Origin of the sequence: Phenylobacterium sp. (genome assembly GCF_013822795.1) — a bacterium.
In the GTDB taxonomy this organism is placed as follows: Bacteria; Pseudomonadota; Alphaproteobacteria; order Caulobacterales; family Caulobacteraceae; genus Phenylobacterium.
This window is the reverse complement of record NZ_PNLB01000001.1, coordinates 323,119-349,500: the sequence shown is the minus strand read 5'-3', so window position 1 is coordinate 349,500 and position 26,382 is coordinate 323,119. Positions and strand designations below refer to the sequence as shown.

Sequence of the window (26,382 nt, the reverse complement as noted above, 5' to 3'; positions counted from 1 at the left end):
CCGCCGTCAAACCCGCCCGGTCACCGGCAGCAGCGCGCCGGTCACCGCCCTCGCCTCCTCCGAGGCCAGGAACAGGATCGCCGCGGCCAGGTCCTGCGGCGTGACCCAGGCGCTGAAATCGGCGTTCGGCATGTCCGCGCGGTTGGTCGGGGTGTCGATGATCGAGGGCAGCACGGCGTTGACGGTCACCCCGTCAGCCTTCAGCTCCTCGGCCAGCGCCTCGGTCAGCTTGTGCACCCCGGCCTTGGAGGCGGCGTAGGCGCCCATGCCCATCGCGGCCTTCAGCGCTCCATTGGCGCCGACATTGACGATCCGGCCGCTGCCGCTGCGCTTCAGGTGCGGGATCGCCGCGCGGCTGGCGTTGGTCGCGGTCAGCACGTTCATCCGGAACAGCTGGTGCCAGGTCTCCCAGGAGCCCTCTTCCAGCGTCTCCCAACGGAACCCGCCGGCGACGTTGATCAGCGCGTCCAGCCGGCCGAAGTGACGATCCACCGCGTCGATCGCCGCGCCGGCGGCCACCGCGTCGGTCAGGTCGACCCCGCCGAGGATCAGGCCCTCAGGACCGCAGTCCTCTCCCAGACCCTCGGGCGGAATCTTCGCATAGTCGATCAGGGCGACGCGCGCGCCTTTGGCCGCCGCAGCGCGCGCGACGGCCGAGCCCAGCACGCCGAACGCGCCCGTGATTGCATAGACGCGTCCGGTCATGGGGCAGCTCCTCTAGCTGCGACCCGGCTCCGTCCGGAACCGGGGACGGGCCTTAGAGTCGCTCGACGATGGTGACGTTCGCCATACCACCGCCCTCGCACATCGTCTGCAGCCCGTAACGGCCGCCGCGCTGTTCAAGAGCGTTGAGCAGGGTCGCCATCAGCTTGGTGCCCGAGGCGCCGAGCGGGTGGCCCAGCGCGATGGCGCCGCCGTTGACGTTGATCTTGTCGCGCGCAACGCCCAGCTGCTTCATGTAAGCGACGGGCACCGAGCCGAAGGCTTCGTTGACTTCGAACAGGTCGATGTCGTCGACGCTCATGCCCGCGCGCTTCAGGGCGCGTTCCGAGGCCGGCAGCGGGGCTTCCAGCATGATCACCGGGTCGTGGCCCAGCAGCGACAGGTGATGGATGCGGGCCAGCGGCTTCACGCCCAGTTCCTTCAGGCCCTTTTCCGAGACGACCATCACCGCCGAGGCGCCGTCGCAGATCTGGCTGGACGAAGCGGCGGTCAGCGCGCCGCCTTCGGCCAGCAGCTTCACGCCGCGGATGCCGTCCAGGCTGGCGTCGAAGCGGATGCCTTCATCGACGGTATGCAGGGTCTTGTTGCCCTCGGCGTCGACCACCTCGATGGCGACGATCTCGTTCTTGAAGCTGCCGGCCTGGGTGGCGGCGATCGCGCGCTGGTGCGACTCGTAGCTGTACTGGTCGATCTCGTCCTTGGTCAGCCCGTACTTCTTGGCGACCATCTCGGCGCCCATGAACTGGCTGAACTGGATGTTCGGATAGCGCTCCTTCATCCGCGGGCTCATGTAGTTGCCGAAGCCGTTCTGGGCCGGCAGCGCCGCCGACAGGCCCATCGGCACGCGGGTCATGCTTTCCACGCCCGCGGCGATCACCACGTCCATGGTGCCGCTCATCACCGCCTGGGCGGCGAACTGCAGGGCTTGCTGCGAGGAGCCGCACTGGCGGTCGACGCTGGTCGCCGGCACGCTTTCCGGCAGCTTCGAGGCCAGTACCGCGTTGCGCGCGACGTTGATCGCCTGTTCGCCGACCTGGCCGACGCAGCCCATGACCACGTCTTCGACCAGAGCCGGATCGGCGCCGGTGCGCTCGATGATGTCGTTGAGGACCACAGCGCCGAGGTCGACCGGATGCCAATCCTTCAGCTTGCCGCCCTTGCGCCCGCCGGCCGTCCGCGTCGCTGCGACGATGTAGGCTTCGCCCATTGTTCCGCTCCCGATAAATGCGCGTCCGTCGCGCTTCGGCGAGTCATTTAGGAGCGCGACGTCACGTAAGCCAATGGGGTTTACGCGCACGTGAAGCGGGCCGCCGCGCCCCCGCGCCCGCCGTCCGGCGCGCGTCACACTCCAAACTTGTATCCCTGGCGCCGATGTTGCTTAGACGTGTGCAACACAGCTCAGTTTTCCCGATTTGGAACCGACATGAAGCGCCTGATCGCCATCGCCACCGCCATCGCCGCCATCGCCACCGCTGCGCCGGCCTGGGCCGCCAAGGTGTTCACCTTGGACAACGTGACCCTGCAAGGCGGCGGCACGCTGACCGGCAGCTTCACCACTGACGACGCGCTGACCTCGCTGCTGTCGGTGAACATCACCGCTTCGTCGGGCACGTTCGGGCCGGGCGTGTTCTCGACGTTCACCTACGACAACGCCGCCCTGGCCGACTGGGTCTCGCTGCCGACCCAGGGCTTCCGGATCTCCACGAGCGGCTACGCCAAGCAACTGCGCCTGGACTTCTTCCCGCTGACCGCCGGCGGCGCCAACATCCTGAACACCTCGTACGAGTACCAAAACACCGGCGGCCCGCGCGCCGTCACCGGCGGCCGCGTCGTCCTCGACGTGCCCTCGGCGGTGCCGGAACCGGCCACCTGGGCGATGATGATTATGGGCTTCGGCCTCGCCGGCGCGGCCCTGCGCAGCCACGGCCGCAAGGTCGCCTTCGCAGCCGCCTGAGCGACGCTCTGATCCGAACGAAACGCACGCCGCCGGTCGCGAGGCCGGCGGCGTTTTCGTGCTAGCTTAGTCCGAAAAGGGAGGCCGCATGTACCATTCGGGCCAACGCGGACTGCAGGCCGAGTTCGACAGCACGGCTCTGGCCGACCGCCTCGACGAGCGACTGCGCCACGACCGCTTCACCGACGCCGACAAGGCCTTCATCGAGGGCCTGCCGTTCTTCTTCCTGGCCACGGCCGACGCGGAAGGCCGGCCCGACTGCTCCTACAAGGGCGGCGATCCAGGCTTCGTCCGCATCCTCGCGCCCGACCGGCTGGTGTTTCCCGACTATGACGGCAACGGCATGTTCCGCAGCCTCGGCAACGTCGAGGTCAATCCGCACGTCGGCCTGCTCTTCCTTGGCATCGGCCCGAAGCCGGCGCGGCTGCGGGTCAACGGCGCGGCCCGCGTGCTGCGCGACGATCCGCAGATGACCGAGTGGCCGGGCGCCCAGCTGCTGGTCGAGGTCACGCCGAGCGACATCTTCCCCAACTGCCCGCGCTACATTCCCGAACTGGAACTGAAGGCTCCCTCGCCCTACGTCCCGCAGCCGGACGCCGCCCCGGTCGAACCGGCCTGGAAGAGCTTTTCGATCTTCAGCGACGTAGTTCCGCCACGACGCTGCTGAAGCCTAGGACCAGAGATCGCGCACGCAGCGGCCGTCGCTCGGCAGGTCGTCGAAGCTGTCCAACCCGTCGAAGTGGTCGATCGGCAGGTGCGCCACCGCCTCCGGCTCAGCCAGCCGCAGGTTCACCGCCATGCGCCGCCGCCCATCTGACTTCACCCGCATCCCGCGCCAGGCCAAGACGCCCGCGCAGGTCGGGCAGAACAGGATCTCCAGCGAAGGATCGTCCTTGCCGGCGCGGGTGTAGGACGAGGTCGACCCGGAGACCGTGATCCGCTCGTTCTCGAAATCGTAGGCCCACAGGGTCCCATAGCGGCGGCAGAGCGTGCAGTTGCACGCCGTCACCCGGCCCGGGTCGCCCTCCAGCGTCCAATGCGCCCCGCCGCAGTGACAGGTCCCGGTCAGCACTCGCGTCTCCTTGGCCAAGCCCCTCACCCCGCGCAGATGCTCGACCGCGCCGCAAGCCCTTCAATGGTTGGCAATCACATCTCGCATAGGTTGAACACCTTCGCCTGGAGCACCCTATGCGCGCCGCCATATCCGGTCTGTGTCTCGCAGTCGCCTTCCTCGCGTGCGGCTGCGCCCGAGCTACGCCTCCGTCCGATGAGCAGGCTGAAAGCAGCGACGTTCGCCAGCTCATGGCTCGGTCCGAAGCGGCGCGAGCCGAAATCCTCAGCGGCAAGCTTGATCCGGCAGCTGAGGCGATCGCGGCGGCGCAAGCGGGCGACTTCGGCCTGATCGAGAACCACGACATCAGCACGCAAATCCGAGGCGTGATCTGCCACACGCCCAACGGCGGCGCCCCCGCCGTCCGCTTCTCGCTCGCCGTCAGCCATGCGATCGGCCGCGAGGAGGCCGCGCTGATAGCGTACACCCAGACCTACAATCGCACCCTGGTCAGCCAACCCGCCTACGGCGACGCCGACCTGTGCCGGGTGAGCAGTCCCGCCGACACCTTCCGAAGCTATGACGTCACCTGGGTCACTCGGCCGGCGCGCCCTGTAACCTCCCCTCCCCGCAACCTGCACGAGGCCGCGCGCCGGGGCGACGCCGAGCAGGTGCGGCGGTTCCTGGCCACGACCCCGGTGGACAGGCTTGACCGCCTTGGCATGTCGCCGCTGGCCTGGGCGGTCGCGCGGGGCAATGACTCCGCGATCTCGACGCTGCTCGACGCGGGGGCTGATCCGCTGACAGGGTCGCAGAGCGTGAGCGCACTCCGCTGGGCTGCAGCCCTGGGGCGCCAGGCCAAGTTTACTCAGCTTCTGCGGTGGATAAGCCCCGAGATGGAGGCGCGACATTGGGGGAAGGACCGGGTCTGGCCAGCCGAGTATCTCGAAGCCGCCGTCGGCTCCGGCAACGTCGCCATTGTCCGCGCCATCCGCACTCGGCCTCACTACCCTGTACGAGAGCTGTGGCCGCCCCTGCCCAACGCCGAAGTGCTGGAGCTAGCGCTGCAGGACAACAGCCTTCGTCTCGCAAACAGGCTGCTCGACGCTTCCCTCGGCCGGCCCGCGGTGCGCCCGGACCTCGTGAAGCTGGCCCTGAAACACGGCGTCGACCCGAACGCGGTCCGCAACTACGAAAGCCCGCTGACTACCGCCTCCAACGGAATCTACCCAGGTACGCCCGAGGCGGTGAGGCTCCTTCTGGAGGCCGGCGCCGATCCGAACCTGATGGCCCATCGCGATCGGCCCGTCTGGATCGCTGTCCGGGCGATGACGCTGGATCGCGACCGGGATGAGCATGACGAGCGCGCGCTGGCGATCTTCCAGCAACTGGTGAAAGCCGGCGCCGATCTCAATCTACCCGACTGGCAGGGCCGCCCTGGCGCTTGGCAACTGCTCTTCCCGCTCGCCTATGCGCCGACGAAACTGGCCCCGAGCTACGACACGCCACGACTGCTCGAGCTGGTGGTCCAGAACGGGGCCGACCTGAACGCCGAGTGGAACGGCAAGCGCATGCTTGCCCTCGTGGAGGCTCAGGCCGGCCGCGAGTCCGAACTTGCCGTCACCTTGCGCAGGTTGGGCGCACGCTAGCGCCTCAGCTCACCACTCCATGATCGCACAGGTGGTCGCTGGCGCTGCCGATCATCTGCAGGAACATCTCGTCGCCCCGGTCGGTCTGGGTGACGATCATCGCCGCGAAGAAAGCGGTGGCGAACAGCAGGTAGGCGCCGCGGCCATAGAGCGGCTTCAGCTCGTCCATGCCGAAGCCGCGGACGCCGTTGGCCGCCAGGGTGTCGAGATAGAGTTGCAGCATCGCCGGCTCGTGGGCGCGGCGGACGTCGGGAGCCAGCGCCCCAGCCAGGAAATAGGCGAGGTCGGTCGGGCCGCAGCCATAGGCGTAGGACTGCCAGTCCAGCACCGCCACCGGATAGCCGCCGGCCGGCGTGCCGAACATCATGTTGTCGGGCCGAAAATCGTTGTGGGTCAGGCAGCGGGGCCCGTCCTCGGTCCGCGCGAACTCGCCGAAGCGTGGGGCCAGCCAGTCGCCGGTCGCGATCCATTCAGGCTTCATCCTCGCGCCGTAGCGCATCTTGAAGCCGGCCCAGAGCGCGGCGACCATCTCCTCGTTGGCGGCGCTGGCCGGCGCGGCCTTGGAGCCGGAAACCCACGGCAGCTCGTCCAGCCGCTCGTCGCCCCAGTGCGAGGCGTGCAGCCGCGCCGCCTGCTCGACCACCAGCTTGGCCTGCTCCAGGCTGACGCCGGCCAGCTGGTCGCCCTGCTCGGCCGGGGCGAGGTCCTCCATCATCAGCACGAAGTCGCTGGTCGCCTCGTCGACGTCGGTGAAGTAGCAGCGCGGGGTCTGCACCAGGGCGGTGGGCGCGAGCTGCTGATAGAAGCGCACCTCGCGCAGATAGTTGCCGAGCATAATCCCGGTCGCCCGGCTCTCGGCCCCCGCGGCGGGGAACTTGCCGACAATCGCGGCCGGTGCGTCGTCGCCGCCGCGATCATAGGTCAGCCGGAAGCGGACGCTGTCGCCGATCTGGCCGGTGCCGACGGGTTTGGCCTCAAAGCTGCGCACCGCCGCGTCGATGCCGCCGGCCGCCAACACAGCCGACAGCCAGGCTGCATCGATCTCGCCCGGGGCGCGGATGTCGGGACGGCGGCTCATGCTGGAAGCTGGTGCACATAGACCTCGTTCAGGGCGATCTTGTCGCCGTCGAGGATCACCAGGTCGAAGCCGCGCATCCGCCCGCCGCCGGCGATGTCGCAGTACCAACGGCCGCAGAACCCGCCCGGAATGGGCCAGGTCTCATCGGGCGTGTAGGTCATGGCCGGGGTCGCCGCGAACAGTCCGGTCAGATAGGACCGTAGCGCCGCCTGTCCGGTCAGGCCCCCGGCGGTCTGCGGATCCTTGTAGACGACGTTCTCGGCATAGAAGCCGCACAGGGCGTCGACGTCCTTGGCGGTCCAGGCCGCCAGCCAACGGGCGTTGTAGTCGGCGATGTCCACTCAGTCCTCCAGCACGCGGGCGCGGTGCGCCTCGGTGAAAATCTCGGCCGGCGCGGCCTCGGGTCCGGCCATCACCGCCAGGCTGTGCATCTTCAGGCTGGGGTCGGCGGCGGCGCGCTCGAAGTGGCGGCGGCGGCGCTCGCGGGCGGCCTCGCCGAACTCCATGTCGATGGCCGCCTGTAGTTTCGCCGCGAAGCGCAGCCGGCGCATCCGCTCGGCCCGCTCGGTCCCGTAGGGCTCGAAGTCGAGATGCTCCCAGTCGTCGGTCGACTTCAGCAGCTCGGAAACGATGCGCACGTCGCGATAGGTGATGGACAGGCCCAGGCCGATGATCGGGTCGTTCCAGCCGGCCGCGTCGCCGACCAGCACCACGCCCTGGCGATACGGCTGATCGGTCCAGCTGTCCGCGTTGACATAGGAATAGAGCGGGCCGGCCGGCGCGCCGGCGGTCAGGCAGCGATTGGCCGGACTGCAGCCCAGGTCGAAGGCGTCCAAGAACCGCCGCGCCCCGTCCGGGCCCTTGAACCGCTGCGCCTGGTCCAGCGCGTAGCCGCCGTAGACCCGCACCATCCCCTCGCCCTGCGGGAAGGCCAGGAAGGCGAAATCGCCCTCGGTGCCGATCGCCTGCAACTGCGGGTCCCAGCCGACCACGTCCTTGACCAGCAGCCCGCCGAACCAGTGGTGCGGCTTATCCTGGTGCAGCGGAATCCCCGCCGCCTCGCGCACCTGCGAGGCGCGGCCGTCGGCGCCGACCAGCAGCCGGGCAGTGGCCTCATGGGTCTGGCCGTCGTGCTCGTAGACGACGCGGGGCTTGGAGCCCGCCTCCACCGAGCCCACGATCACCCCGCGCAGGGCGACCGCGCCGGCCGCCTTGGCTGCATCGAACAGGGTCTGGCAGTGCTGCGGGTGACGCAGGCACAGCGGTCCGGGCACACCCTCCCGGAAAATGCTCAGCGGCAGGGCCGTCGCCTCGGCGGCGCCGGGATCGATCGACTCATCGAAGGTGACGTGACGGGTGATGTGGTGTCCGCCAGCCGCGACCAGCAGATCGTAGAGGCCGACGCGGTGGACCTCAGCCACGCCCCACGGCGCGATCCACTCGCCGCGGACCTTATCCTCGTAGACCTCGCTCTGCTCGAGCAACAGCACCGAGCGTCCGGCCTGAGCCATCACCGTGGCCAGGGCCGAACCGCCAATGCCGCCGCCGACGACGATCAGATCGTAAGTCTGCACGCTCGGGCGCTCCCGTACCCACGTTCTTGCACGCGAGTACGCGCCCGCCAGGCGCTCCGTGTCCAGACTGACGTCCCGTCAGCCGCCAATCAGGCCGTTGCGACCCAGCCGCGGAAGCTGAAGGCGGCATAGAACAGTTCGACGTTCCCGAACCCCGCCTCTTCCAGCAGCGCCGCGTCGCGCTCGGGCGACAGCACGGGCAAGCGCTCGTCGATCGCCGCGATCGCCCGCTCGGCGTCGGCCGCCGGTACTCCGGACGAGACGGCGAAGGCGGCGTAGCGCTTCAGCCAGGTCGCCTTGCCAGTCCCTTGCGGAAAGCTGTGATGCGCCACCACGCACGGAGCGCCCGGCCGCAGGCGGCGATGCATCTGCGACAGCGTCCGTCGCCGCTCGTCTTCGGGGATGAAATGCAGGGTCAACAGGCAGGCCGCGCCGTCGAATGGCCCGGGCGGCGCATCGTCGATGTAGCCTTGGCGCAGCCGCGTACGCGCCCCCAGCGGCCCCAGCGTCCGTTCCGCCAGCTTCAACATCTCGGCGGATGGATCGACGCCATCGAAGGTCCAGCCGGAGTAGAGCTCGGAGAGGTGCTTCAACTCCAGCCCGCCGCCGGCCCCAAGCACGAGGATGCGGGCGTCGGCGGGCGCGCGCTCGGCCAGCAAAAGCCCGGCCATGCGCTGCAGATCGCGAAAGCCGGGCACGAGCCGCAGGGGCCCCTCGGCATAGCGTGCGACGGCGTCGGGATCGGAAAAAGGACATGGCGCTCCTCGGAATTTCCGCGGAGTCTATATCGTAACCTTCGAGATTACGTGAAGCGTTCAGACGGCGAAGGTGTTCCGCACGATCTCTTCCAGCCAGCGGGCGTCGACCTCGTCGAACGCGCCGAGTTGGTCGGAGTCGACGTCCAGCACCGCGATCAGCGCGCCGGCGGAGTCGAACACCGGCACCACCACCTCGCTCTGCGAACGGCCGTCGCAGGCGATGTGCCCGGGAAAGGCGTGGACGTCCGGCACCAGCTGGGTCTGGCCGCTGGCCGCCGCCGCGCCGCAGACGCCGCGCCCGAAGGCGATGCGCAGACAGCCGAGCGTGCCTTGATATGGACCGACCACCAGCTCACGCTCCTTGTCGGGATCGACGACGTAGAAACCGGTCCAGAAGAAGGCGTCGAAGGTCGCCGCCAGCATCGAGGCGACCGTGGCCATGCGGGCGGTGCGGTTAGGCTCGCCGTCGAGCACCGCGGCGATTTCCGCGGCCAGTGCGGCGTAACGCTCGGCCTTGGCGGCCGGCAGGGTCAGTTCGTTGAAGGCTTCGGCCATGGGCGCGTATATACGGGCGCGCCTGCTTCGCCGCCAGCGTGCGGCGCCCCCTTCAGTACCGGAGCGTGACATGACCAATGGCATCGGCGGCTCGACGGCCCAGACCGAACTTGCGGACCTCGCGCCCTGGCCCACTCCGGCGCCCGCCATCACGCAACAGGAGCGGCTGGCCCGCATCGCCCGCGCCCGAGAGCTCATGGGGCAGATCGGCGCCGAAGCGCTGATCATCGGCGCCGGGCCCAGCCTGCGCTACTTCACCGGCGTCGCCTGGGGCGCCACCGAGCGTCTGGTGGCGATGGTGCTGCCGTTGGACGGCGACGTGCGAATGATCTGCCCGCGCTTCGAGCTCGGCTCGCTGGAGGCCGCCCTCGGCGTCGACGCCGAACTACTGCTCTGGGAGGAGCACGAGAGCCCCTACGAACTGACCGCCCGCGCCCTGGCCGGCGCCAAGACCCTGGCCATCGACCCGGCCCTGCCCTTCTTCGTGTTCAACGGGATCGCCAAGGCCACGCCCCAGGTCGCCCTGCTCGACGGCGCGCCGGTCGTCGACGGCTGCCGGATGATCAAGTCGCCGGCCGAGCTGGCCCTGATGTCCCAGGCCAAGGCCATGACCCTTGAGGTGCACCGGCGGGCCGCGCGCATCCTGCGCTCCGGGATCACCACCGGCGAGGTCCGCCGTTTCATCGACCAGGCCCACCGCGCCCTGGGTGCTGACAACGGCTCCTACTTCTGCGCGGTGCAGTTCGGCCAGGCCAGCGCCTATCCACACGGGCTGCCGGGCGAGCAGGCGCTGGAGGACGGCCAGATCGTGCTGATCGACACCGGCTGCCAGGTCCAGGGCTATCACTCCGACATCACCCGCACCTATGTGTTCGGCGAGGCCTCGCCCGAGCAGCGCCGGATCTGGGACCTGGAGAAGCAAGCCCAGGACGCCGCCTTCGCCGCCGTGAAGCCGGGCGTCCCCTGCGAGGAGATCGACGCCGTCGCCCGCCGGGTGCTGGCCGCCGCCGGTCTGAGCCCCGACTACGAACTGCCCGGCCTGCCTCACCGCACCGGCCATGGCATCGGCCTCTCGATCCACGAAGCGCCCTACCTGGTGCGCGGCGACAAGACCCCGCTCGCGCCCGGCATGTGCTTTTCCAACGAGCCGATGATCGTGATCCCGGATTCGTTCGGCGTTCGGTTGGAGGATCACTTCCACGTCACGGCCGAAGGCGCGGCCTGGTTCACCCCGCCGCAACCCAGCCTAGAGAAGCCGTTCGGCGAAGCTTGAGCATTCGCACCACAACCCCTCCGGGCGATCTGTAATCACAAGTCGTTTGACGCTGCGTAATTTACAGCCTTAGCTCTCAGTTCTGAACGGCCACGCTCGACGATGGCCGTCGACAAGAAGACCCCCGCCATGAACTGGGGGCTAGGGAGGGAAGAATGAGCAAAGCCTTGCTGGCTTCTGCGTCTGCGCTCGCGCTTGTCTGGTCGACGCCCGTCTGGGCGCAGTCCTCGGGCGGCACCGTCATCGAAGAATTGATCGTCACCGCCCAGAAACGGGAAGAGTCGGTACAGGACGTTCCCATCGCCGTTTCCGCCTTCAGCGAACAGGCGCTGAGGTCGCAGGGCATCGACGGCGCCGGCAACCTGGTCCAGTCGGTTCCGAACCTCACCTTCACCCGCCGCGCGCTGCGCACCAACTTCCAGATCCGCGGGGTCGGCGCCCAGCTGGTTTCGACCGGCGGCGACGACGGCGTCGGTGTCCACCACAACAACGTGCCGTTGACCGCCAACCGGCTGGCCGACGCCGAGTTCTACGACGTCGAGCGGGTCGAAGTGCTGCGCGGGCCGCAGGGCACCCTCTACGGTCGCAACGCCACCGGCGGCGTGGTCAACGTCATCACCAACAAGCCGACCGACGTCTTCGACGCCTCGGTCACCGCCGAGATCGGCAACTACAACAGCATCAAGCTGCAGGGCTTCGTGAATGTGCCGCTGGGCGACATGTTCCAGCTGCGCGCCGCCGGCTTCGCCCTCCAGCGCGACGGCTATACCGACAACACCCTGAACGGCCAGGATATCGACGACCGCGAAATCTGGGCCGCGCGGGTCACCCTGGGCTTCACCCCGACCGACAATTTCCGCGGCTATATCCTGTGGGACAATTTCTCGGAAGATGACACTCGCGGGGCCCGCAAGCAGCTCTGCCAGAAGGACGTCGGCCTGACCAACGTGCTCGGCGTGCCCACGGGCGCAGCCCAGGCGGCCTTCACCCAGGGCTGTCTGCCGGCCTCGGTCTACGGTGACAACGTCTACGGCACGACCAACCAGCTCTCGACCTTCACCGGCATCATCGCCCGCCAGATCGGCCTGCAGTCCACCGACGCCTTCGCCGGCAAGACCATCTCGCGCGACCTGCGTGAGATCGAAGTCTATGGCCGCCCGACCTATCGGCCGCGCACCGACCTCTACGAGCTGAACCTTGAGTGGGACGTCACGCCCGAGCTCACCGCCACCTCGCTGACCAGCTACAACGAGAACGAAAACTACACTCGGGGCGACTCCACGGGCGGCTTCTCCTCGGTGCCGTTCGGGATCACGCCCTTCACCCCGACCGGCGTGCTGAACGACCCGCAGTTCGGGATCACCGACCGGCTGATGAGCGAGTCAGGCGGCACCAGCCACAACGAACAGTGGACCCAGGAACTGCGCCTGCAGTCCAACTTCGACGGGCCGATCAACTTCAACGCCGGCGGCATCTATCTGAACTACAAGGCGACCAGCATCACCTATGTCGCCACCAACGCGGCGACCGCCGCGGTGCGCGTGGTCCAGCCGCTGGCCTATGTCGACCCCCTGCGCAATCCCGACTTCACGGGCCACAACTACTACATCAGCCTCAGCGAGTATGAGCTGAAGTCCAAGGCCGCCTTCGGCGAAGTCTACTGGCAGGCGATGGACGACCTGAAGTTCACGCTGGGCCTGCGCTACACCGACGACAAGAAGTGGACGCGCGGCAGCGGCTCGACCCTGTTCACCCCAGGCCGCGGCCCCAGCTTCACGCCCGACCAGAGCGTGCAGTTCAAGGAAACCACCGGCCGCCTCAACGTCGACTGGTCGCCCGACCTGTCGTTCACCGACGACACCCTGCTCTATGCGTCCTATTCCAAGGGCTACAAGGGCGGCGGCTTCAACCCGCCCGGCGTCGTCACCCTCGGCCTCAACCCCAGCTACGAGCCGGAGTTCGTCAACGCCTTCGAAGTCGGGGCCAAGAACACCCTGGCCGATGGCCGGCTGCTGCTGAACCTGACCGGCTTCTACTACGACTATCAGGGCTACCAGATCGGCCGCAGCGTGAACCGTTCGGTCTACAACGAGAACATCGACGCCAAGATCTGGGGCGTGGAGATGGAGTCGATCTGGGAGCCGATCGACAACCTGCGGCTCAACGCCAACATCGGTTACCTGAACACCGAAATCGATCAGGGCAAGGTCGTCGACACCTTCAACCGGACCCAGGGCAATTCCGCCTACATCTACGCCAACTCGACCAATGGCGGCTGCATCCTCAACGCCCAGGGCGTGGCCAACCTGCTGCAGGTTCCCGGCGGCGCAACCCTGCTGGCCAACTTCGCCTGCGGCGGCACTGGCTCGGGAACCTCGACGATCCGCGGCAGGCTGCTGGCCGCCGGCGTGCCGGCCGCCACCGCCAACGCGCTGACCAACGGCGTCTACAACTACGGCCCGGGCGTCTCGCTGTTCGCCAACGGCGCAGGCGAAGGCGTCATCCAAGACCTGTCGGGCAACGACCTGCCCAACGCCCCGGAATGGACCGTCTCGCTGGGCGCCCAATACCGCTGGGAGCTGCCGAACGGCTGGAACGCCACCCTGCGCGGCGACTACTACCGCCAGTCCGAGAGCTACATGCGCTACAACAACGCGTTCTTCGACAACATCGAGGCGTGGGAGAACGTCAACGCCAGCCTGATCGTCGCCAATCCCGACATCGACCTCAGCGTCCAGCTGTTCGTGAAGAACCTGCTCGACGACGACACCATCGTCGGCTTCGACATCAACGACGAAAACCTGGGCGCCACGCGCAGCGTGTTCCTGCTCGATCCGCGGCTCTACGGCATCTCGATCACCAAGGGGTTCTGACGGGAACTCCTGTCATGGCCGAGCTTTAATAGGAGGCGATCCAACAGGGAGACGGCGCATGGGCATCTTCAGCTCGATCATGGACAAGGTTTTTCACCGCAAGAAACCCGAGGCCGCTCCGGCCGCCCCTGCCCCGGCTCCGGCCGCAGCGCCCGTCGCTGCGGCCCCGCCTCCTCCGCCTGAGCCGGTCAATGTCGAGGCCGTGCTCGTCCAGATCGCCGAACTCAAGGGCGGCGGCGGCAACTGGCGCACCTCGATCGTCGACCTGCTGAAGCTGCTCGACCTCGACTCCAGCCTGGACGCCCGCAAAGAGCTGGCCGGCGAATTGGGCGTCGCCGCCGGTCCGCACGGCAGCGCCGAGCAGAACATAGCCTTGCAGAAGGCGGTCTGGGACGCCCTGGCCAAGAACGGCGGCGTCGTGCCGGCCAGTCTGCGGGACTGACCTCAGACCTTACGGCGGAGGCGGCAACGGAGCCCAGAGCAACGGTGTCGTCTCTCGCCAGGACTGCCCCAACGGCTGCCAGTGCTCCTCCAGCCAGTCTGACCAGAACACCACCATCGGCACGCGGCCCTCGACCAGGGCCAGTATCTCGCGCCCGTCTCGCGGCGCGCTTTCCATCGATCGCCAGATCACGTCAGAACCTCGTGGTTGACCCGAGGCGCTTCCACTCCTGCGTGCCGACGTCGAGGCCGCCCGCGTGGATATAATTCCCCAATCGATGAATAGTTCTCGGCCGCGCTAGAGGCGGCTCAGCACGTCGACCGGCAGCGCGCCGGTCAGCGCGCCCCAAACCGCAACCAGCCCGCCAGCTGCGATCGCCACGCCGTAAGGGATGCCGCGGCCGTAATCGCCTCGCCCCTTTAGCGTGAACATCACCATGGCCCGCCGCGGCCGGGCAGCCATGGTGACCACCGCCATCGCCCCGCCGGCCAGGACCGTCGCCAGCGCGAACAGGTGCAGGTAGCCAAGCCCGGTGAACAGCGCCACGGCCGCGAACAGCTTCACGTCGCCCGCGCCCATGACCCGCAGCAGATAGAGCACGAAGCCGACCGCGAACCCGATCGCCGCCGCCGCCAGCCCGGTCCCCAGGCTCGCGCCCCTGTCGGCCAGCGCCCAGAGGGCGAACAGCGCCACGACCGCGGCCACCGCCGCGTTGGGAATGCGCCGATCCATGACGTCGCTGACCGCCACGCAGATCAGGATGCCCGACAGGATGGCGGCCAGGACGGTATGCAGGTTTTCAGCGGACCACATTGGGGGCCGGCTCGCTTTGCGCCGCCAGGGCGCGCACCACCTTCAGGTTCTCGGACGCACGGCCGTAGTACTCGCTCTTCAGCTCCAGCGCCTGACCCAGCAGCGCCTCAGCCTTGGCGTAGTCGCCGCGCATGCCGGCCGCAAAGCCCGCATTGTTGAGCAGCGCGGCCTGGTCGCCCGGCGCGCCGCCGGCCAGGGCGCGGTCGTAATCGCCGCGCATCGCCAGCGCCAGCCGCAGATTGGTGCGCGCTTCGGTCAGCGACGGGCGCTTGCCCAGCGCAGCCACGAAGTCGGCGACCGCCTCGTCGCGGCGATGCTGCAACAGCCGTGAATAGCCGCGGTTGTTGAGCACCAAGGCGTCTCCGCCCGACGCGCTCATCGCCTGGGCGTAGGCGGCCTCGGCCTGGGTCCACTGGGTGCGGTTGTCGTATTCGCGTCCCAGCGCGTTCCAGGCGCGCCAGGCGCCAGGATCGGCCTCCACCGCGCGCTGCAGCGTGGCTATCGCCTCGTCCGAACGGCCTTGCAGCGACAGGGTGATCCCCTGCCCCTGCAGCGCCCGCGCCAGGATTTCTGGATCGGCCTCAGCGGCGCGATAGCTGGCATAGGCCGCGTTGAGCCGGCCGCGGCGCAGATTGAGGTCCCCGCCCAAAACCTCCAGACGCGGATCGCGCACGCCGGCGACCTGGGCGCTGTCGAGCATCCGGCCGGCGTCGATCAGCCGCTGTTCGTCCATGGCGCGCTGGATCTCGGCAACGGCCGCGGCGCTGACCTGGGGCGACGCCTTGTCATCACGCCCGAAGATCCCGGCCTGGGCTGGCGTGGCCGCAATGGCGGCGAAGATCAGGAGGGTCACGAATGTCCGCACCTCAGTCTCCTTTCAGGGCTTGGTCGCCGCGCGCCGGCCAAGTCCACTTGGCCGCGTCGGCGCCGATCGCCAGCCGGATGCCCGGACAGTTGTCGCGGCATCGAACCAGGCTCGCAGGGCCCGGCAACGTGCGCTGCAGAGCCTGGGCAACCAGGGCGTTGCGGTCGCCATAAGTAATGGTGGTGTTCGCCTGCTGACCCCCGCCGGCGGCGATCTCATCGACCGACCAGCCGAGCCGGCGCAGCGCCGCCCGCGCGCTCGCCGCGCCCCCGGCGCGTCCAGAAGCATCGGCCAGTTCCAACGGCCGACCGGTCTGTCCCGGCGCCAGCAGCGCGACCGGCGCCGGCGCGACCATCGCCAGCCGCACCACCGCCGGCCGCTGAGCCAGGCTGGGTTCGATGCGAGCAACTGGGCTCGGCGCCGGCTCGGCGCGCGCCAGGGCGTAGCTCGGCGGCGCGGCCAAGCGGGCCTGCAGGTTGGCGGAATAGGCGATGTTCCGTGCCAGGACTGGCGACCCGGGATCCAGTCGCTCGGCCTGTCCGTAGTAGCGGGCGCTGAGATCGAAGCGTCCGAGCTTGTCATAGACGACGGCGAAGGCGTTCAGCACCCGCACGTCGTCGGGCTTGGCCGCCCGCGCGCCCTGCAACAGGTCCAGAGCGGTGGCGTAGTCGCGGCGTTCGATCGCCGCAGCGGCGCTGTTGTAGTAGCCGTCCTGCCGCGAGAAGCGCTGGACCTCGCTGGTCTGCACCGCCTTAAAGTCCACCCAGGCCGCCGCGCGGGGGAACAGGGCGCAGCCGGCCAGCCCAGGAACCAGGGCCAGGACCGCGAAGGCTCGAAGCGTGATCATCGGCGTCCCCATCTCAGCTATCGCCCGGCCATGGCCGGCAGCAGCGTGCGGACCACATCGATCATCGGCGGCAGCAGCAGCGCGACCATGATCACCGGCATGAAGCAGGCGACGATCGGCACGGTCATCAAGACGGGAATCCGCATGGCCTTCTCCTCGGCCTTCATGAACCGGGTCTCGCGCATCTCGGCCGAGTACGTCCGCAGGCTCTGACCGATGCTGACCCCCAGCAGGTCCGTCTGGATCAGCAGCGCCACGAACGAGCGGATGCTGTCGACATTCAGCCGCTCGGCCAGGGCGCGCAGGGCCTCGGCGCGCCCGCGCCCAGCGGCCAGTTCGTCGGCCAGGCGGCCGAACTCGTCGGCGATGCGCGGATGCGACTCCGTGACCTCGGCGGCGACGCGCACGAAGGCTGCTTCCAACCCCAGACCGGCCTCAACGCAGACCACCATCAGGTCGAGGGCGTCCGGAAACTCGTGCTCAAGCTGTTCACGGCGGGCGTTGATGCGGTTGTCGAGCACCGCCTTGGGCGCGACCAGCCCCAGTCCGCAGATCGCCAGCGGAAAGATGAAGGCGCCCAGGCCGGTCAGCGGGCGCCCCGCCAGCGCCAGGCCGCCGATCAGCAGGACCGGCCCGCCGATCGCCAAAGAGAACCGTACGATCACGTACCAGATCGGCGCTGATGGCTGGTCGAACCCGGCCAGCGACAGGTCCGTGCGCAGCTTCTGGGTGTCCTTGGTCTCCCCGCTGGCGGTCACCGACTGCACCCAAAGCAGGATCGGGTTGCGGACCTTCTCGTCCCGCAGCACCGAGCCTTCGGCGAACTGAGGCGTGCTGACGTCGCCGCCGCCCAACCGCCGACGTACGGCCAGCTGCGAGCCGATGGCCCGCTGGGCCAGATTCACCACCGCGAACACCGCTAGGAAGGTGAAGGCTTGGATCGCCAGATCGAACCACTGGGCCATCGTCATCGCCTCAGTATTTGAAGTTGATGATGCGATGCACCATCGCCCAGCCGATCAGGTACATGACCGCCGTCAGCAGCACGACGGGCCAGAAGATCGGGTCGGAGAACTTGTCGGAGTAGACGGTTGGCCGCATGACGAGCTGCACGCCGATCAGCAGCACCGGCAGTACGCTCAGCAGCACCGCAGAGGCGCGGCCCTCGCTCGCCAGCGACCGCACCCGCTTGCCCAGCGAGTGGCGGCCGCGAATGACGCTCGCCAGCCCCTCCAGGATCTCGGCGAGATTGCCGCCGGTCTCCGACTGGATGGCGACGCTGACCGCAAAGAAGTGGCCTGCCGGCGCCCCGGTGCGCCGGGCGAAATTGGCCAGCGCCTCCTTAAAGTCGACGCCGTAAGTCGTCTCGTCCACGATCAGCCCGAACTCCGAGCCGACCGGATCGCCCATCTCGTCGGCGGCCAGCTGCACGGCCGAGATCACTGGATGTCCGGCCCGCACCGCGCGGTTGACGACGTCGAGCGCCGCCGGCAACTGCTCCTCGATCTTCTTGATCCGCTGCGCGCGTAGGCGGCGGACCCACAGGGCCACCCCCAGCACAGCCAGGACGCAGGCGCCGGCCATCGAGATCGCGCCGCTGACCAGCAGGCTCGACCCCTTGCCGGAGGTCGCCGCGCTCAGTCCCACCAACCATAGCGCCGCCGCGATCCCGGCGGTGATCGCCACCAGCCGCGCCGGCGACATCAAAAGCCCGGCCTGGCGCAGATAGCGCTCGATCCCATCGTAGGCCTGCGAGATCCAGCCGAAGCTGCGGGCGCCAGCCGGCTTGCGCACCAGCGTACTGAAGATCTCGTCCCGGCTCATGCCGGATTCCAGCATCGTCAGCCGGCGATTGACCCGCTTATTGCGGTCGCCGGCCAGGAAGATCACGCGCGCCAGCGCCTGGACCAGCACCACCACGGCGACGAACGCCAGAACGTAGATGATCGGGTTCATCATCGCCTAGACCGACCGCCTCCCTGCCGCGAACTGGATGGGCGGGAGCTCGACCCCGCGCGCAGTCAGCACGTCGACGAAGCGAGGCCGCACGCCGGTGGTTTCGAACTCCCCGGCGACGCCGCCCGCAGCGGCACGGCCTTGGCGGCGGAAGCGGAAGATCTCCTGCAGCGAGATCACGTCCTCTTCCATGCCGACGACTTCGCTGATCGAGACCACCCGCCGACGGCCGTCGTCCATGCGCTCGGCCTGAATCACCACGTTGATGGCCGAGGCGATCTGTTGGCGGACCGAGCGCGGCGACAGCTCCAGTCCAGCCATGCCGATCATCTGCTCGATGCGCGAAAGCGCATCGCGCGGGGTGTTGGCGTGGACCGTAGTCATCGACCCGTCGTGGCCGGTGTTCATCGCCTGCAACATGTCGAAGGCCTCGCCAGCCCGCACTTCGCCAACGATGATCCGGTCAGGCCGCATCCGCAGCGCGTTGCGCACCAGGTCGCGCTGGGTGATCTCGCCCCGGCCCTCGATGTTGGCCGGCCGCGTCTCCAGGCGCCCGACATGCGGCTGCTGCAGCTGCAGTTCGGCCGAGTCCTCAATGGTGACGATCCGCTCCTCGTGGGCGATGAACGCCGACAACGCGTTCAGCAGCGTGGTCTTGCCAGAGCCGGTGCCGCCCGAGATCAGCACGTTGCGATGCGACTGCACGACGGCCCGCAGCAGCCCGGCCATATCGGCGGAGATGCTGCCTAGCTCGATCAGCCGGTCGACATGGATCGGCGTCTTGGCGAACTTGCGGATCGACACCAGCGGGCCGTCCACCGCCAGCGGCGGGATGATCGCGTTGACCCGGCTGCCGTCGGCCAGCCGCGCGTCGACCATCGGCTGGGATTCATCGACCCGCCGCCCGACCGCCGCGACGATCTTGTTGATGATCCGCACCAAGTGGCGAGTGTCCTGGAACCGGACGTCGGTCGGCTCCAGCCGCCCGAAGCGCTCCACATAGACGGTGTTGTGGGTGTTGATCAGGATGTCGCTGACGCTCTCGTCCTTGAGCAGCGGCTCCAGCGGGCCCAGGCCCAGCAGCTCGTCCAGCACGTCCTCGATCAGTTGGTCGGTCTGGCTGAGATTCAAGATCCGCTTCTCGTCGGCCAGCAGCGAGCTGACCGCCCCGCGGATCTCCAGGCGCAGGCTTTCGCGCGGCGTCTTATCCAGCAGGCTGAGGTTCAGCAGCTCGAGCAGCCGCTGGTGGATCCGGACCTTGAGCGCCGTCGCGCCCTCGATCGGCGTCGGCTGCGGAGCACCGATCGGCGCGGCGGTCTCATTAGATGCGGCGGGCTTCCAAAGCATCCGATCACCCTCTCAGCCAATTGCTGGCGGCCGGCGGCGCCAGCGCAGCCAGTTTGCCGGCCAGCTCGCCGACGGCCTTTTCCAGCTTGGTGCCCTTGCGCACCGCCGACAGCTCGACGCCCTCGTTGATGGCCGCCGTCATCGTCTTGCTGTCCTCGGGGATGATGACGTCGAACTCACGCCCGATGGCGCGCTCGGCGGCCTTGACCGAGACCAGCCCGGTCTGGTCGCTGGTCAGGCCGTTGCAGACCAGGGTCAGCGGCCGGCCTTCCAGCCCCTGGGCGGTGAGCACCCGCAGCTGGCGCTTGACCAGCTGGACGTGCGGCACGCTCATCTCGGTGACCAGCACGATGCGGTCGGCCTGGTGCAGCACCTGATTGGTCCACGCCGTCCACGCCGCGGGAAGGTCCACCAGCACCAGTCCGAAGTCGCGACGCAGCCCGTCCAACAGCGCTTCGACGTGCTCGGGGGTCAGCATCTCGAGGGCGACCATCTCGCGCGGCGCGGCCAGCACCCGCGCGCCGGAGCTGTGCCCAGCCAGGGCGGTGGCGAATGGCGTCTCGGAAAGGTTCGCGCCCGAGCTCATGCAGTCCGCCAGGGTGATCGCCTCGGGCAGGTCGAAATAGAGCGCCGCGGCCCCGAACTGCAGATCCAGGTCCGCCAGGCAGACCTCGACCGACCCGCGCGCCGCCACGGCGGCGGCGACCTGCACCGCCAGCGATGTCGCTCCAACTCCGCCGCCGGCTTTCAGAAAGGCCACGACCTCGCCCTTGGGCCGGTCTTGCGCCGCCGCGGGCGCACGCGGCGCCAGCAGCCGTTCCAGGCTGAGCGCCAGCGCCGGCTCGCTGAGCGGATAGGTCAGGACGTCGGCCGCGCCAGCCCGCACCAGCCGCCGCGTGGTGGTGACGTCGGCGTCGTGCAGCGCCACGACCACGCTGGTCTGCGGCGCCGTCGCCGACAACCGGCGCATGCCGGCCTCGACCGCTTCCATCGAACCGCCTTCCAAGCTGACCACCAGCACGTCGAGCCCGGCCGGCGGCTGCGGCCAATCGCCAGGCAACGGTTCGAAGGCGACGTGCGGGAACTGCGCAGCGATCGAGGCGAAGCGCTCGGCGCCGCCGATGGCGCCGTCGGCCACGCCCACGCGGCGGCCGCGGACGGCGGGCTCTACGCGGTCGCCTCCCGACGCACCGAAACCTCGAAACATCTTTGGCATGTCCACCATCTGCTTCAGATCCGTCCGCGGTCCCCCCGAAACGTCCCCTACTTGGCCTCCATGCCGATCGACGAGGCGGAGCTGATCGAAGAGGCGGCGGCGACCGGCTCGATGACCTTGCCGGTGCGATAGCGCTCCTGCGCCAGGGCGACACGAGAGCCGTCCGAACCAGGCGCAGGATCACCGGTGTAGACGGCGTTCGGGTTGGCGATCTGCGCGACCGCGGCGGCGCGGATCGCGTAACCGAAGTCGCCGCCCAGGTGCGGCTGGGTCTGGACGCAGCCCGCCAGGCCGGCGGCCAGGATCGCGAGAACGAAGATCTGACGTGCGCGCATCGGGGCGCTCCTAATAGAGGACATGGCCGTGCGGTCCTTCGATGCCGCCGCGGGCCGGATCTGCGCTCATCAGGGCGCGGTCCTCGGGGCGCATCCACGGCCCCGCCGCCTGCGAGGCGCCGAACAGGAACAGCTCGAAGTCAGAGGGCGGGACAAAGTTGTCGCCGGGGCCGGCGATCCTGCCTTTGCGCGGCGTGACCAGATGCGGCGTCACGACGATGACCAGCTCGGTCTCTTCGCGCTTGTAGCCGTTCGACCGGAACAACGCCCCCAGCACCGGCATGTCGCCGACGAACGGAAACTGGCGCAGCTGGTTCTCGTAGTCTTCCTTCAGCAGCCCGGCGACCATGAAGGACTCGCCGTCGCGCAGCTCGACCGTGGTCTTGGCGCGGCGCACCTTGATGCCGGGGATCTTGATCAGCCCCATCTCGACCGACACCGTCGGGTCGATGCTCGACACCTCAGGGTTGACGATCAGGTTGATCAACCCGTCCTGCAGCAGGGTCGGCGTGAAGGCCAGCGACACCCCGAACTGCTTGAACTCGACGGTGATGGTCGGGGCAAGATCGCCAGCGGCGCTCGATTGCGCCACCGGAATGGGGAACTCGCCGCCGGCCAGGAAGCTGGCGGTGTCGCCCGACATCGCCACCAAATTCGGCTCGGCCAGGGTCTTGGTCAGGCCGCGGGTCTCCAGGGCGTCGAGCAGGATCTCGAGATTGCCGTTGTAGAGCGCGGCCACCGCCCCGAAGCTGTCGATCAGCAGACCGCCGTTCTTGACGATCGTATCGCCGGTGAACACCGCCATGAACGGATCATCGCCCGAGCGGCTCGCGCCGCTGGGCGGGCCCTTGGCCGGGTCCCAGTCGCTCCGGTTGACGTTGACCTTCAGCCCCTTGGCGGTGGCGCGGTTCATCTCGACGAAGCGGACCGACAGCATAATCTGCTGGGTGCCCTCGACACCCAGCATGTTGACCACCTTGGTCGGGGCGTAGGTCTCGGCCAGGGCGACCGCTTGGCCGAGCGCCGCCGGGCTGCTGACCGTGCCCGACAGCACCACCGACTGGTTGGCCGGGCGCACGCCGATGTCGCGCTCGTTGGGCAACAGCTCGTGCAGCCGCCGCTTCAGGCCATCGATATCGGCCGACACCACGATATTGGCCGCCGAGATCAGCCGCTTGCCGGGACCGTAGACGGTCAGGCCGGTGGCCCCGGCCTTCTTGCCGACCACATAGATCGACCGGTTGCTCAGCGGCAGCACGTCGGCGATTTCCGGATTGGCGACCATGACGTCGACATAGGTTCCCGGCAGTTCGATCACCTGCGACTTGCCGGCCGGCACCTCGACCTCGACGGCGCTCGCCGGGTCGAAGGCGCCCGTGCCCTGGGCCCAGGCGCTCGGTGCGATAGCCAGGGCCATGCTCGCCGCCATCAGCCCAGCGGCCAGTCGTCTTGCGTTGGTTCTCATCTTCGTCCCCCCTCGCGCCGCTCTGCGGCTGGGAATTCCGAACCGGCCCGTCAGAAGGCTCTGACCGAGTATCCGGCGGTCTCGACCCCGCGCGTCACGCGCACCTCGGTCATGCCTGCATCGCTCCGCCGGACCGGCGCGCGTTTCACCGGCGCGGGCTTGCGCGCGCCGGGCCCGGCCAGGTCGGCGACGCTCGTCACCTTCTTGGTCAAGGCCGCCACGTCCGCCGACTGGCGCAGCGACAGGCTCACCTCGCCGACCGATAGGCCGAGCGAGACCGCTTGGGCCTGGTCGGGCGTAACCTCGATGGTCACGGCCTTGGCCACCTGCGGCTTGTCGGCGTCCTGGTCGCTCATCTGGTCGACCCCCAGCACCAGGCTGTTCTCCGCCAGCACCTGGGTGATCGTGGTTTCGCTCTCGCCCCTGCTGACCGTGCGGGTCAGCAGGATGTCGACGTGATCGCCGGGCAGCACAAAGCCGCCGACCCCGGTCACGTCGGTGGAGCGCACGCTCACCGCGCGCATTCCCGGCGTCAGCGTGCCTGACAGGTTGGTCTTGCCGTCGCCGCCGCTCAGCTTGGCTGCCAGCACCGGCTCGTTGGCGATCATCGAGCGGACGGTGATCCGCGCCGGCGTATCCTTGCCGACCAGCAGATCGGCTGACCGGAACGACCCGGCGGGCACAGCATCGCTCGGATAGTTGACGGTCTTGAGCATGGCGGGCTTCAGCTCGACGCCGCGTTCGATCGGCATCATCGCCACCACGACCGGCGTCATCGCCGCCATCTGGGCGGCCGCCGGCCTCTGGGAGGTCATCACCCCCCGGACCACAAGCACGGCGATCAATCCAAGCAGGATTGCGAGCGCGAATGAGGCAAGCGTACGCAAAGACATCGGCGGCCTTCCGTAGATAGCTGCTCTATCCGTGGTGCGGGCTCAGCGAGCGCCGCGCATATCTCTTGGAGAACGGCTCCTGTAGCGCGCCGCCTGTCACAGAAACGGCGCGCTACTCGAGTCCGCGCCTTAGGGGGTCGGATTCGTGATCTGCGTGGTCGCATTGCCGAGCGCGGTCGTGATCGCGCTGCCGAGGCCAAGCGCGGCGCCGGCGATTCCGGTGCCGACGATGGCCAGGATCAGAACATACTCGGCAGCCGAGGCGCCGGACTCGTCTTTGAGGAACGCGAAAAACTTGGACATGTTTAGCCTCCCACTCATAGGACGACAGGCCGCGCCACCATGGCTACGGCGGGAATTGGTTGAAGTTTGGGGACCCCCGTCGCTTCCACCTGAGGCAAATTAATCCACAGGCTTAACGAGCTGTAAACCTAAATACATGGTTAACGCGCGCGTTTTTTAAGAATTCATTACTTAATAATTGCTCGCATCGCACAACTTCTAGTCCGCAATCTAATGTTATTAAATGTTAGAATTTTCGGACCGGCGCACCGACCAGGCGAACTCGCCCCGGCCTTTTCCCCGCGCAGGTGCACCCGCGCCCCGGGCGCCCCACCCGCCACGCGAAGACCTCAACTTTGCGATGTCTTTAAGGATCGCCTCCCTCACAACCTGGAGAGAGGTACGTAAATTCAGTAATCGCGCACGGAGGTCTTCGGCCGCCCCAGACGCGGCCAACGAAAACGCGGCGGCGAGACGCCTCTACGCAGCATTTCACTGGCGCACCACCCGGCCAGCACGGTCGCGACCGCCAGCTCGGCGATCGCCACGACCTCGACCGCCAGCGGCGCGGGTCGCACCAGCAGCATGAAGGGCGTGAACGGCGGCAGGAACGTCAGCCACGACATCTTGTCGGCCGCGCCGGTCGCCGCGGCCATGGTCGTGAAGAACGCCACCAGCAGCACCGCGAACATCGGCCGGGCCAGATTCTGAGCGTCAGCACTGTCACGCGCCATCACGCCCGCGGCGACAGTGAGGAAGCCGTAGAAGCCGAACGCCAGCAGATAGATCACCGCCGCGCGCGCCAGCGCCAACGGATCGGCGAACCCCGCCAGCGCGCCCAGGGCCGGCCCCGGCGCCAGCAGCGCCGCGGAGGCCGGCGCCGCCAGCCAGGTTCCGACCACCAGCACCGAGACTGACCCGACGCCCAAGACCTTGCCCAACACCACATCCAGCGGCCGGGCCGCCGACAGCAGGGTCTCCAGCGCCCGATTGGCGCGCTCACGCACCACCGCCTGCAGCAGCATCCCCAGCGAACCGACCAGCGTCACCCAAAGCAGCGTCACCAGCAGGAACCGTGAGAAGCTCTCCGGGTCGCGCGGCTGCGGCGGCGGGGCGGCCTGCACCGCCAGGCCCTCGCCGCGAAGAACTTCGAGCATCCGGGCTCGGCCGGCGGGCGACAGCGGGAAGGCCTCGCTGAAGCGCGCCTCCCAGGCCGCGCCGGCCTCGGCGGTGATCACCAGCTGCTCCTGCGCTGGCCGCTGAGCGCCCGCCGCCAGCATCCCGCCCACCGTGAACAGCGGCCCGATCGCCAGCGCCACCCAGAAGCTGGCGGTGGTCACATAGGCGCGGAATTCGCGGCCCGCGATGAGCCAGATCGGATGGTTCATGCGACCTTCCGCTCCGCGCGCGCCGGCGGTGCGTCCGACGCCAGCCGCCAGAACGCGCCCTCCAGGTCCGACTTGATCGGCTCGAACGCAAAGATCGGAACGGACTGGTCGGCCAGGGCGCGCATCAGCGCCGGGTGCGTCACCTCCGCCGGCAAGGTCACGCGCCAGCGCGCGGCCTCGCCGATCCGCGTGGCCATCGGCACGAGGCTCCCGCCGACCGCGGCGACGGCCCGCGCCAGTCCGCCGTCGTCAGGCGTCACCACCACCGCCCCATGCGGAGAGGCCGCAGCCGCCTCGGCGACCGCGCCTTCGAACACCGTGCGCCCGCCGGCCAGGATCACCACCCGGTCGCATAGGCTCTCGGCCGCGGACATCGCATGGGTCGAAAACAGGATCGCCCCGCCGCCGGCGCGGAATTCCGAGAACAACGAATGCACCTCGCCCTGGGCGATCGGATCGAGGCCGGAGAACGGTTCGTCTAGGAGCAGCAGGTCCGGGCCGTGGGCCAGCGCGCAGAGCAACTGCACCCGCTGGGCGTTGCCCTTCGACAGCTCCCCCACCCGCGCGCGTCGACGCTCGGCCAGGCCGATGCGCTCCAGCAATCGGTCGGCGGCGTGAAAGGCGGCCGCCTTCTCCAATCCCTTCAGCCGCGCATGAAAGGCGATGACGTCGCGCGCCCGCTCGCGCGGGAACAGGCCGCGCTCTTCGGGCAGGAACCCGACCCGTCGCCGCGCATCGCGGTCGGCGGCCGCGCCGAACATCTCAACCTTCCCGGCGTCGGGGGTCAGCAAACCAAGGATACAGCGCAGCGTCGTGCTCTTGCCGGCGCCGTTGACGCCGATGAAGCCGGTGATGCTGCCGGCCGCCAGCCGCATGGAGACGTCGACGACCCCTCCCCCGCCGGCGAAACGCTTGGCGAGCGCGTCGACGCGCAAGGCGTCAGGGGCGGCCCCAGTCTGCATGGCGGCAGGCTCCCACTGTCGCGATTAATCTTTTGCTAACGCTGCTGATTACGCCATGCTCGTTTGAACAACCGCAGTGTCCT

28 protein-coding genes are annotated in these 26,382 nt (G+C 68.6%); 6 read left to right on the top strand and 22 right to left on the bottom strand.

Going from position 1 to position 26,382, the window contains the following annotated elements; genetic code table 11:
• Positions 1-6: 6 nt before the first annotated feature.
• Positions 7-705, bottom strand: coding sequence for an SDR family NAD(P)-dependent oxidoreductase (locus C0481_RS01635; protein ID WP_293399990.1), 699 nt, complete (start codon positions 703-705; stop codon positions 7-9).
• Positions 706-757: 52 nt separating this feature from the next.
• A complete protein-coding gene (locus tag C0481_RS01630) occupies positions 758-1,930 on the bottom strand; it encodes an acetyl-CoA C-acetyltransferase (protein ID WP_293399988.1) in 1,173 nt (390 codons plus the stop codon).
• A 216-nt stretch (positions 1,931-2,146) separates the two neighbouring features.
• Here C0481_RS01630 and C0481_RS01625 point away from each other — a divergent pair, with 216 nt between their 5' ends.
• Positions 2,147-2,677 (top strand): PEPxxWA-CTERM sorting domain-containing protein, encoded by a 531-nt coding sequence (locus C0481_RS01625; RefSeq protein ID WP_293399986.1) that lies wholly within the window; start codon positions 2,147-2,149, stop codon positions 2,675-2,677.
• An 88-nt stretch (positions 2,678-2,765) separates the two neighbouring features.
• A complete protein-coding gene (locus C0481_RS01620; RefSeq protein ID WP_293399983.1) occupies positions 2,766-3,344 on the top strand; it encodes a pyridoxamine 5'-phosphate oxidase family protein in 579 nt (192 codons plus the stop codon).
• A 3-nt stretch (positions 3,345-3,347) separates the two neighbouring features.
• Here C0481_RS01620 and C0481_RS01615 read toward each other — a convergent pair whose 3' ends face one another.
• Positions 3,348-3,767, bottom strand: a complete 420-nt coding sequence (locus C0481_RS01615) for a GFA family protein (protein WP_293399980.1) — start codon at positions 3,765-3,767, stop codon at positions 3,348-3,350.
• 98 nt (positions 3,768-3,865) lie between these two features.
• On the opposite strand from C0481_RS01615, the gene C0481_RS01610 reads away from it, so the two are divergent.
• Positions 3,866-5,377 (top strand): ankyrin repeat domain-containing protein, encoded by a 1,512-nt coding sequence (locus tag C0481_RS01610; protein WP_293399978.1) that lies wholly within the window; start codon positions 3,866-3,868, stop codon positions 5,375-5,377.
• A 4-nt stretch (positions 5,378-5,381) separates the two neighbouring features.
• Here the strand turns inward: C0481_RS01610 and C0481_RS01605 are convergent, their stop codons facing one another.
• The 5 genes from C0481_RS01605 to C0481_RS01585 form a co-directional block, all read right to left on the bottom strand.
• A complete protein-coding gene (locus C0481_RS01605; protein WP_293399975.1) occupies positions 5,382-6,455 on the bottom strand; it encodes a phosphotransferase in 1,074 nt (357 codons plus the stop codon).
• On the bottom strand, positions 6,452-6,796 hold the full coding sequence (locus tag C0481_RS01600; protein ID WP_293399973.1) for a nuclear transport factor 2 family protein: 345 nt from the start codon (positions 6,794-6,796) through the stop codon (positions 6,452-6,454). The genes C0481_RS01605 and C0481_RS01600 overlap by 4 nt, the downstream gene beginning before the upstream one ends.
• Positions 6,797-8,029, bottom strand: coding sequence for an FAD-dependent monooxygenase (locus C0481_RS01595; protein ID WP_293399971.1), 1,233 nt, complete (start codon positions 8,027-8,029; stop codon positions 6,797-6,799).
• Positions 8,030-8,118: 89 nt separating this feature from the next.
• Positions 8,119-8,727, bottom strand: a complete 609-nt coding sequence (locus C0481_RS01590; protein WP_293399968.1) for a class I SAM-dependent methyltransferase — start codon at positions 8,725-8,727, stop codon at positions 8,119-8,121.
• Between the two features lie 117 nt (positions 8,728-8,844).
• The gene (locus tag C0481_RS01585) at positions 8,845-9,342 is read right to left on the bottom strand and encodes a GAF domain-containing protein (RefSeq protein ID WP_293399965.1); all 498 of its coding nucleotides are present in this window, start codon (positions 9,340-9,342) and stop codon (positions 8,845-8,847) included.
• 70 nt (positions 9,343-9,412) lie between these two features.
• Here C0481_RS01585 and C0481_RS01580 point away from each other — a divergent pair, with 70 nt between their 5' ends.
• The 3 genes from C0481_RS01580 to C0481_RS01570 all read left to right on the top strand — a co-directional run bounded on the left by C0481_RS01580 (position 9,413) and on the right by C0481_RS01570 (position 13,930).
• Positions 9,413-10,615 (top strand): Xaa-Pro peptidase family protein, encoded by a 1,203-nt coding sequence (locus tag C0481_RS01580; RefSeq protein WP_293399962.1) that lies wholly within the window; start codon positions 9,413-9,415, stop codon positions 10,613-10,615.
• A gap of 155 nt (positions 10,616-10,770) precedes the next feature.
• Positions 10,771-13,488 (top strand): TonB-dependent receptor, encoded by a 2,718-nt coding sequence (locus tag C0481_RS01575; protein ID WP_293399959.1) that lies wholly within the window; start codon positions 10,771-10,773, stop codon positions 13,486-13,488.
• A 58-nt stretch (positions 13,489-13,546) separates the two neighbouring features.
• A complete protein-coding gene (locus C0481_RS01570; protein WP_293399956.1) occupies positions 13,547-13,930 on the top strand; it encodes a DUF3597 family protein in 384 nt (127 codons plus the stop codon).
• 9 nt (positions 13,931-13,939) lie between these two features.
• Here C0481_RS01570 and C0481_RS01565 read toward each other — a convergent pair whose 3' ends face one another.
• The 14 genes from C0481_RS01565 to C0481_RS01500 all read right to left on the bottom strand — a co-directional run bounded on the left by C0481_RS01565 (position 13,940) and on the right by C0481_RS01500 (position 26,299).
• A complete protein-coding gene (locus C0481_RS01565) occupies positions 13,940-14,122 on the bottom strand; it encodes a hypothetical protein (protein ID WP_293399953.1) in 183 nt (60 codons plus the stop codon).
• A gap of 105 nt (positions 14,123-14,227) precedes the next feature.
• The gene (locus C0481_RS01560; protein ID WP_293399951.1) at positions 14,228-14,743 is read right to left on the bottom strand and encodes a prepilin peptidase; all 516 of its coding nucleotides are present in this window, start codon (positions 14,741-14,743) and stop codon (positions 14,228-14,230) included.
• A complete protein-coding gene (locus tag C0481_RS01555; protein WP_293399949.1) occupies positions 14,730-15,608 on the bottom strand; it encodes a tetratricopeptide repeat protein in 879 nt (292 codons plus the stop codon). The genes C0481_RS01560 and C0481_RS01555 overlap by 14 nt, the downstream gene beginning before the upstream one ends.
• 1 nt (position 15,609) lies before the next feature.
• Positions 15,610-16,455, bottom strand: a complete 846-nt coding sequence (locus tag C0481_RS01550; protein ID WP_293399946.1) for a LytR C-terminal domain-containing protein — start codon at positions 16,453-16,455, stop codon at positions 15,610-15,612.
• A gap of 17 nt (positions 16,456-16,472) precedes the next feature.
• Positions 16,473-17,420 (bottom strand): type II secretion system F family protein, encoded by a 948-nt coding sequence (locus tag C0481_RS01545; protein ID WP_293399943.1) that lies wholly within the window; start codon positions 17,418-17,420, stop codon positions 16,473-16,475.
• A gap of 10 nt (positions 17,421-17,430) precedes the next feature.
• Positions 17,431-18,411, bottom strand: coding sequence for a type II secretion system F family protein (locus C0481_RS01540; protein ID WP_293399940.1), 981 nt, complete (start codon positions 18,409-18,411; stop codon positions 17,431-17,433).
• A 6-nt stretch (positions 18,412-18,417) separates the two neighbouring features.
• On the bottom strand, positions 18,418-19,758 hold the full coding sequence (locus tag C0481_RS01535; RefSeq protein ID WP_293399938.1) for a CpaF family protein: 1,341 nt from the start codon (positions 19,756-19,758) through the stop codon (positions 18,418-18,420).
• Positions 19,759-19,762: 4 nt separating this feature from the next.
• On the bottom strand, positions 19,763-20,965 hold the full coding sequence (locus C0481_RS01530; RefSeq protein ID WP_293399936.1) for an AAA family ATPase: 1,203 nt from the start codon (positions 20,963-20,965) through the stop codon (positions 19,763-19,765).
• 56 nt (positions 20,966-21,021) lie between these two features.
• Positions 21,022-21,309: a hypothetical protein gene (locus C0481_RS01525; RefSeq protein ID WP_293399933.1), complete on the bottom strand. Its 288-nt coding sequence runs from the start codon at positions 21,307-21,309 to the stop codon at positions 21,022-21,024.
• A gap of 10 nt (positions 21,310-21,319) precedes the next feature.
• Positions 21,320-22,774: a type II and III secretion system protein family protein gene (locus C0481_RS01520; protein WP_293399931.1), complete on the bottom strand. Its 1,455-nt coding sequence runs from the start codon at positions 22,772-22,774 to the stop codon at positions 21,320-21,322.
• Positions 22,775-22,824: 50 nt separating this feature from the next.
• Positions 22,825-23,667 (bottom strand): Flp pilus assembly protein CpaB, encoded by an 843-nt coding sequence (gene cpaB / locus C0481_RS01515; protein ID WP_293399929.1) that lies wholly within the window; start codon positions 23,665-23,667, stop codon positions 22,825-22,827.
• Positions 23,668-23,796: 129 nt separating this feature from the next.
• Positions 23,797-23,970: a Flp family type IVb pilin gene (locus C0481_RS01510; RefSeq protein ID WP_293399927.1), complete on the bottom strand. Its 174-nt coding sequence runs from the start codon at positions 23,968-23,970 to the stop codon at positions 23,797-23,799.
• A 389-nt stretch (positions 23,971-24,359) separates the two neighbouring features.
• A complete protein-coding gene (locus tag C0481_RS01505) occupies positions 24,360-25,337 on the bottom strand; it encodes an ABC transporter permease (protein WP_293399925.1) in 978 nt (325 codons plus the stop codon).
• On the bottom strand, positions 25,334-26,299 hold the full coding sequence (locus tag C0481_RS01500) for an ATP-binding cassette domain-containing protein (RefSeq protein WP_293399922.1): 966 nt from the start codon (positions 26,297-26,299) through the stop codon (positions 25,334-25,336). Before C0481_RS01500 ends, C0481_RS01505 begins: the two co-directional genes overlap by 4 nt.
• Between the last annotated feature and the right edge of the window lie 83 nt (positions 26,300-26,382).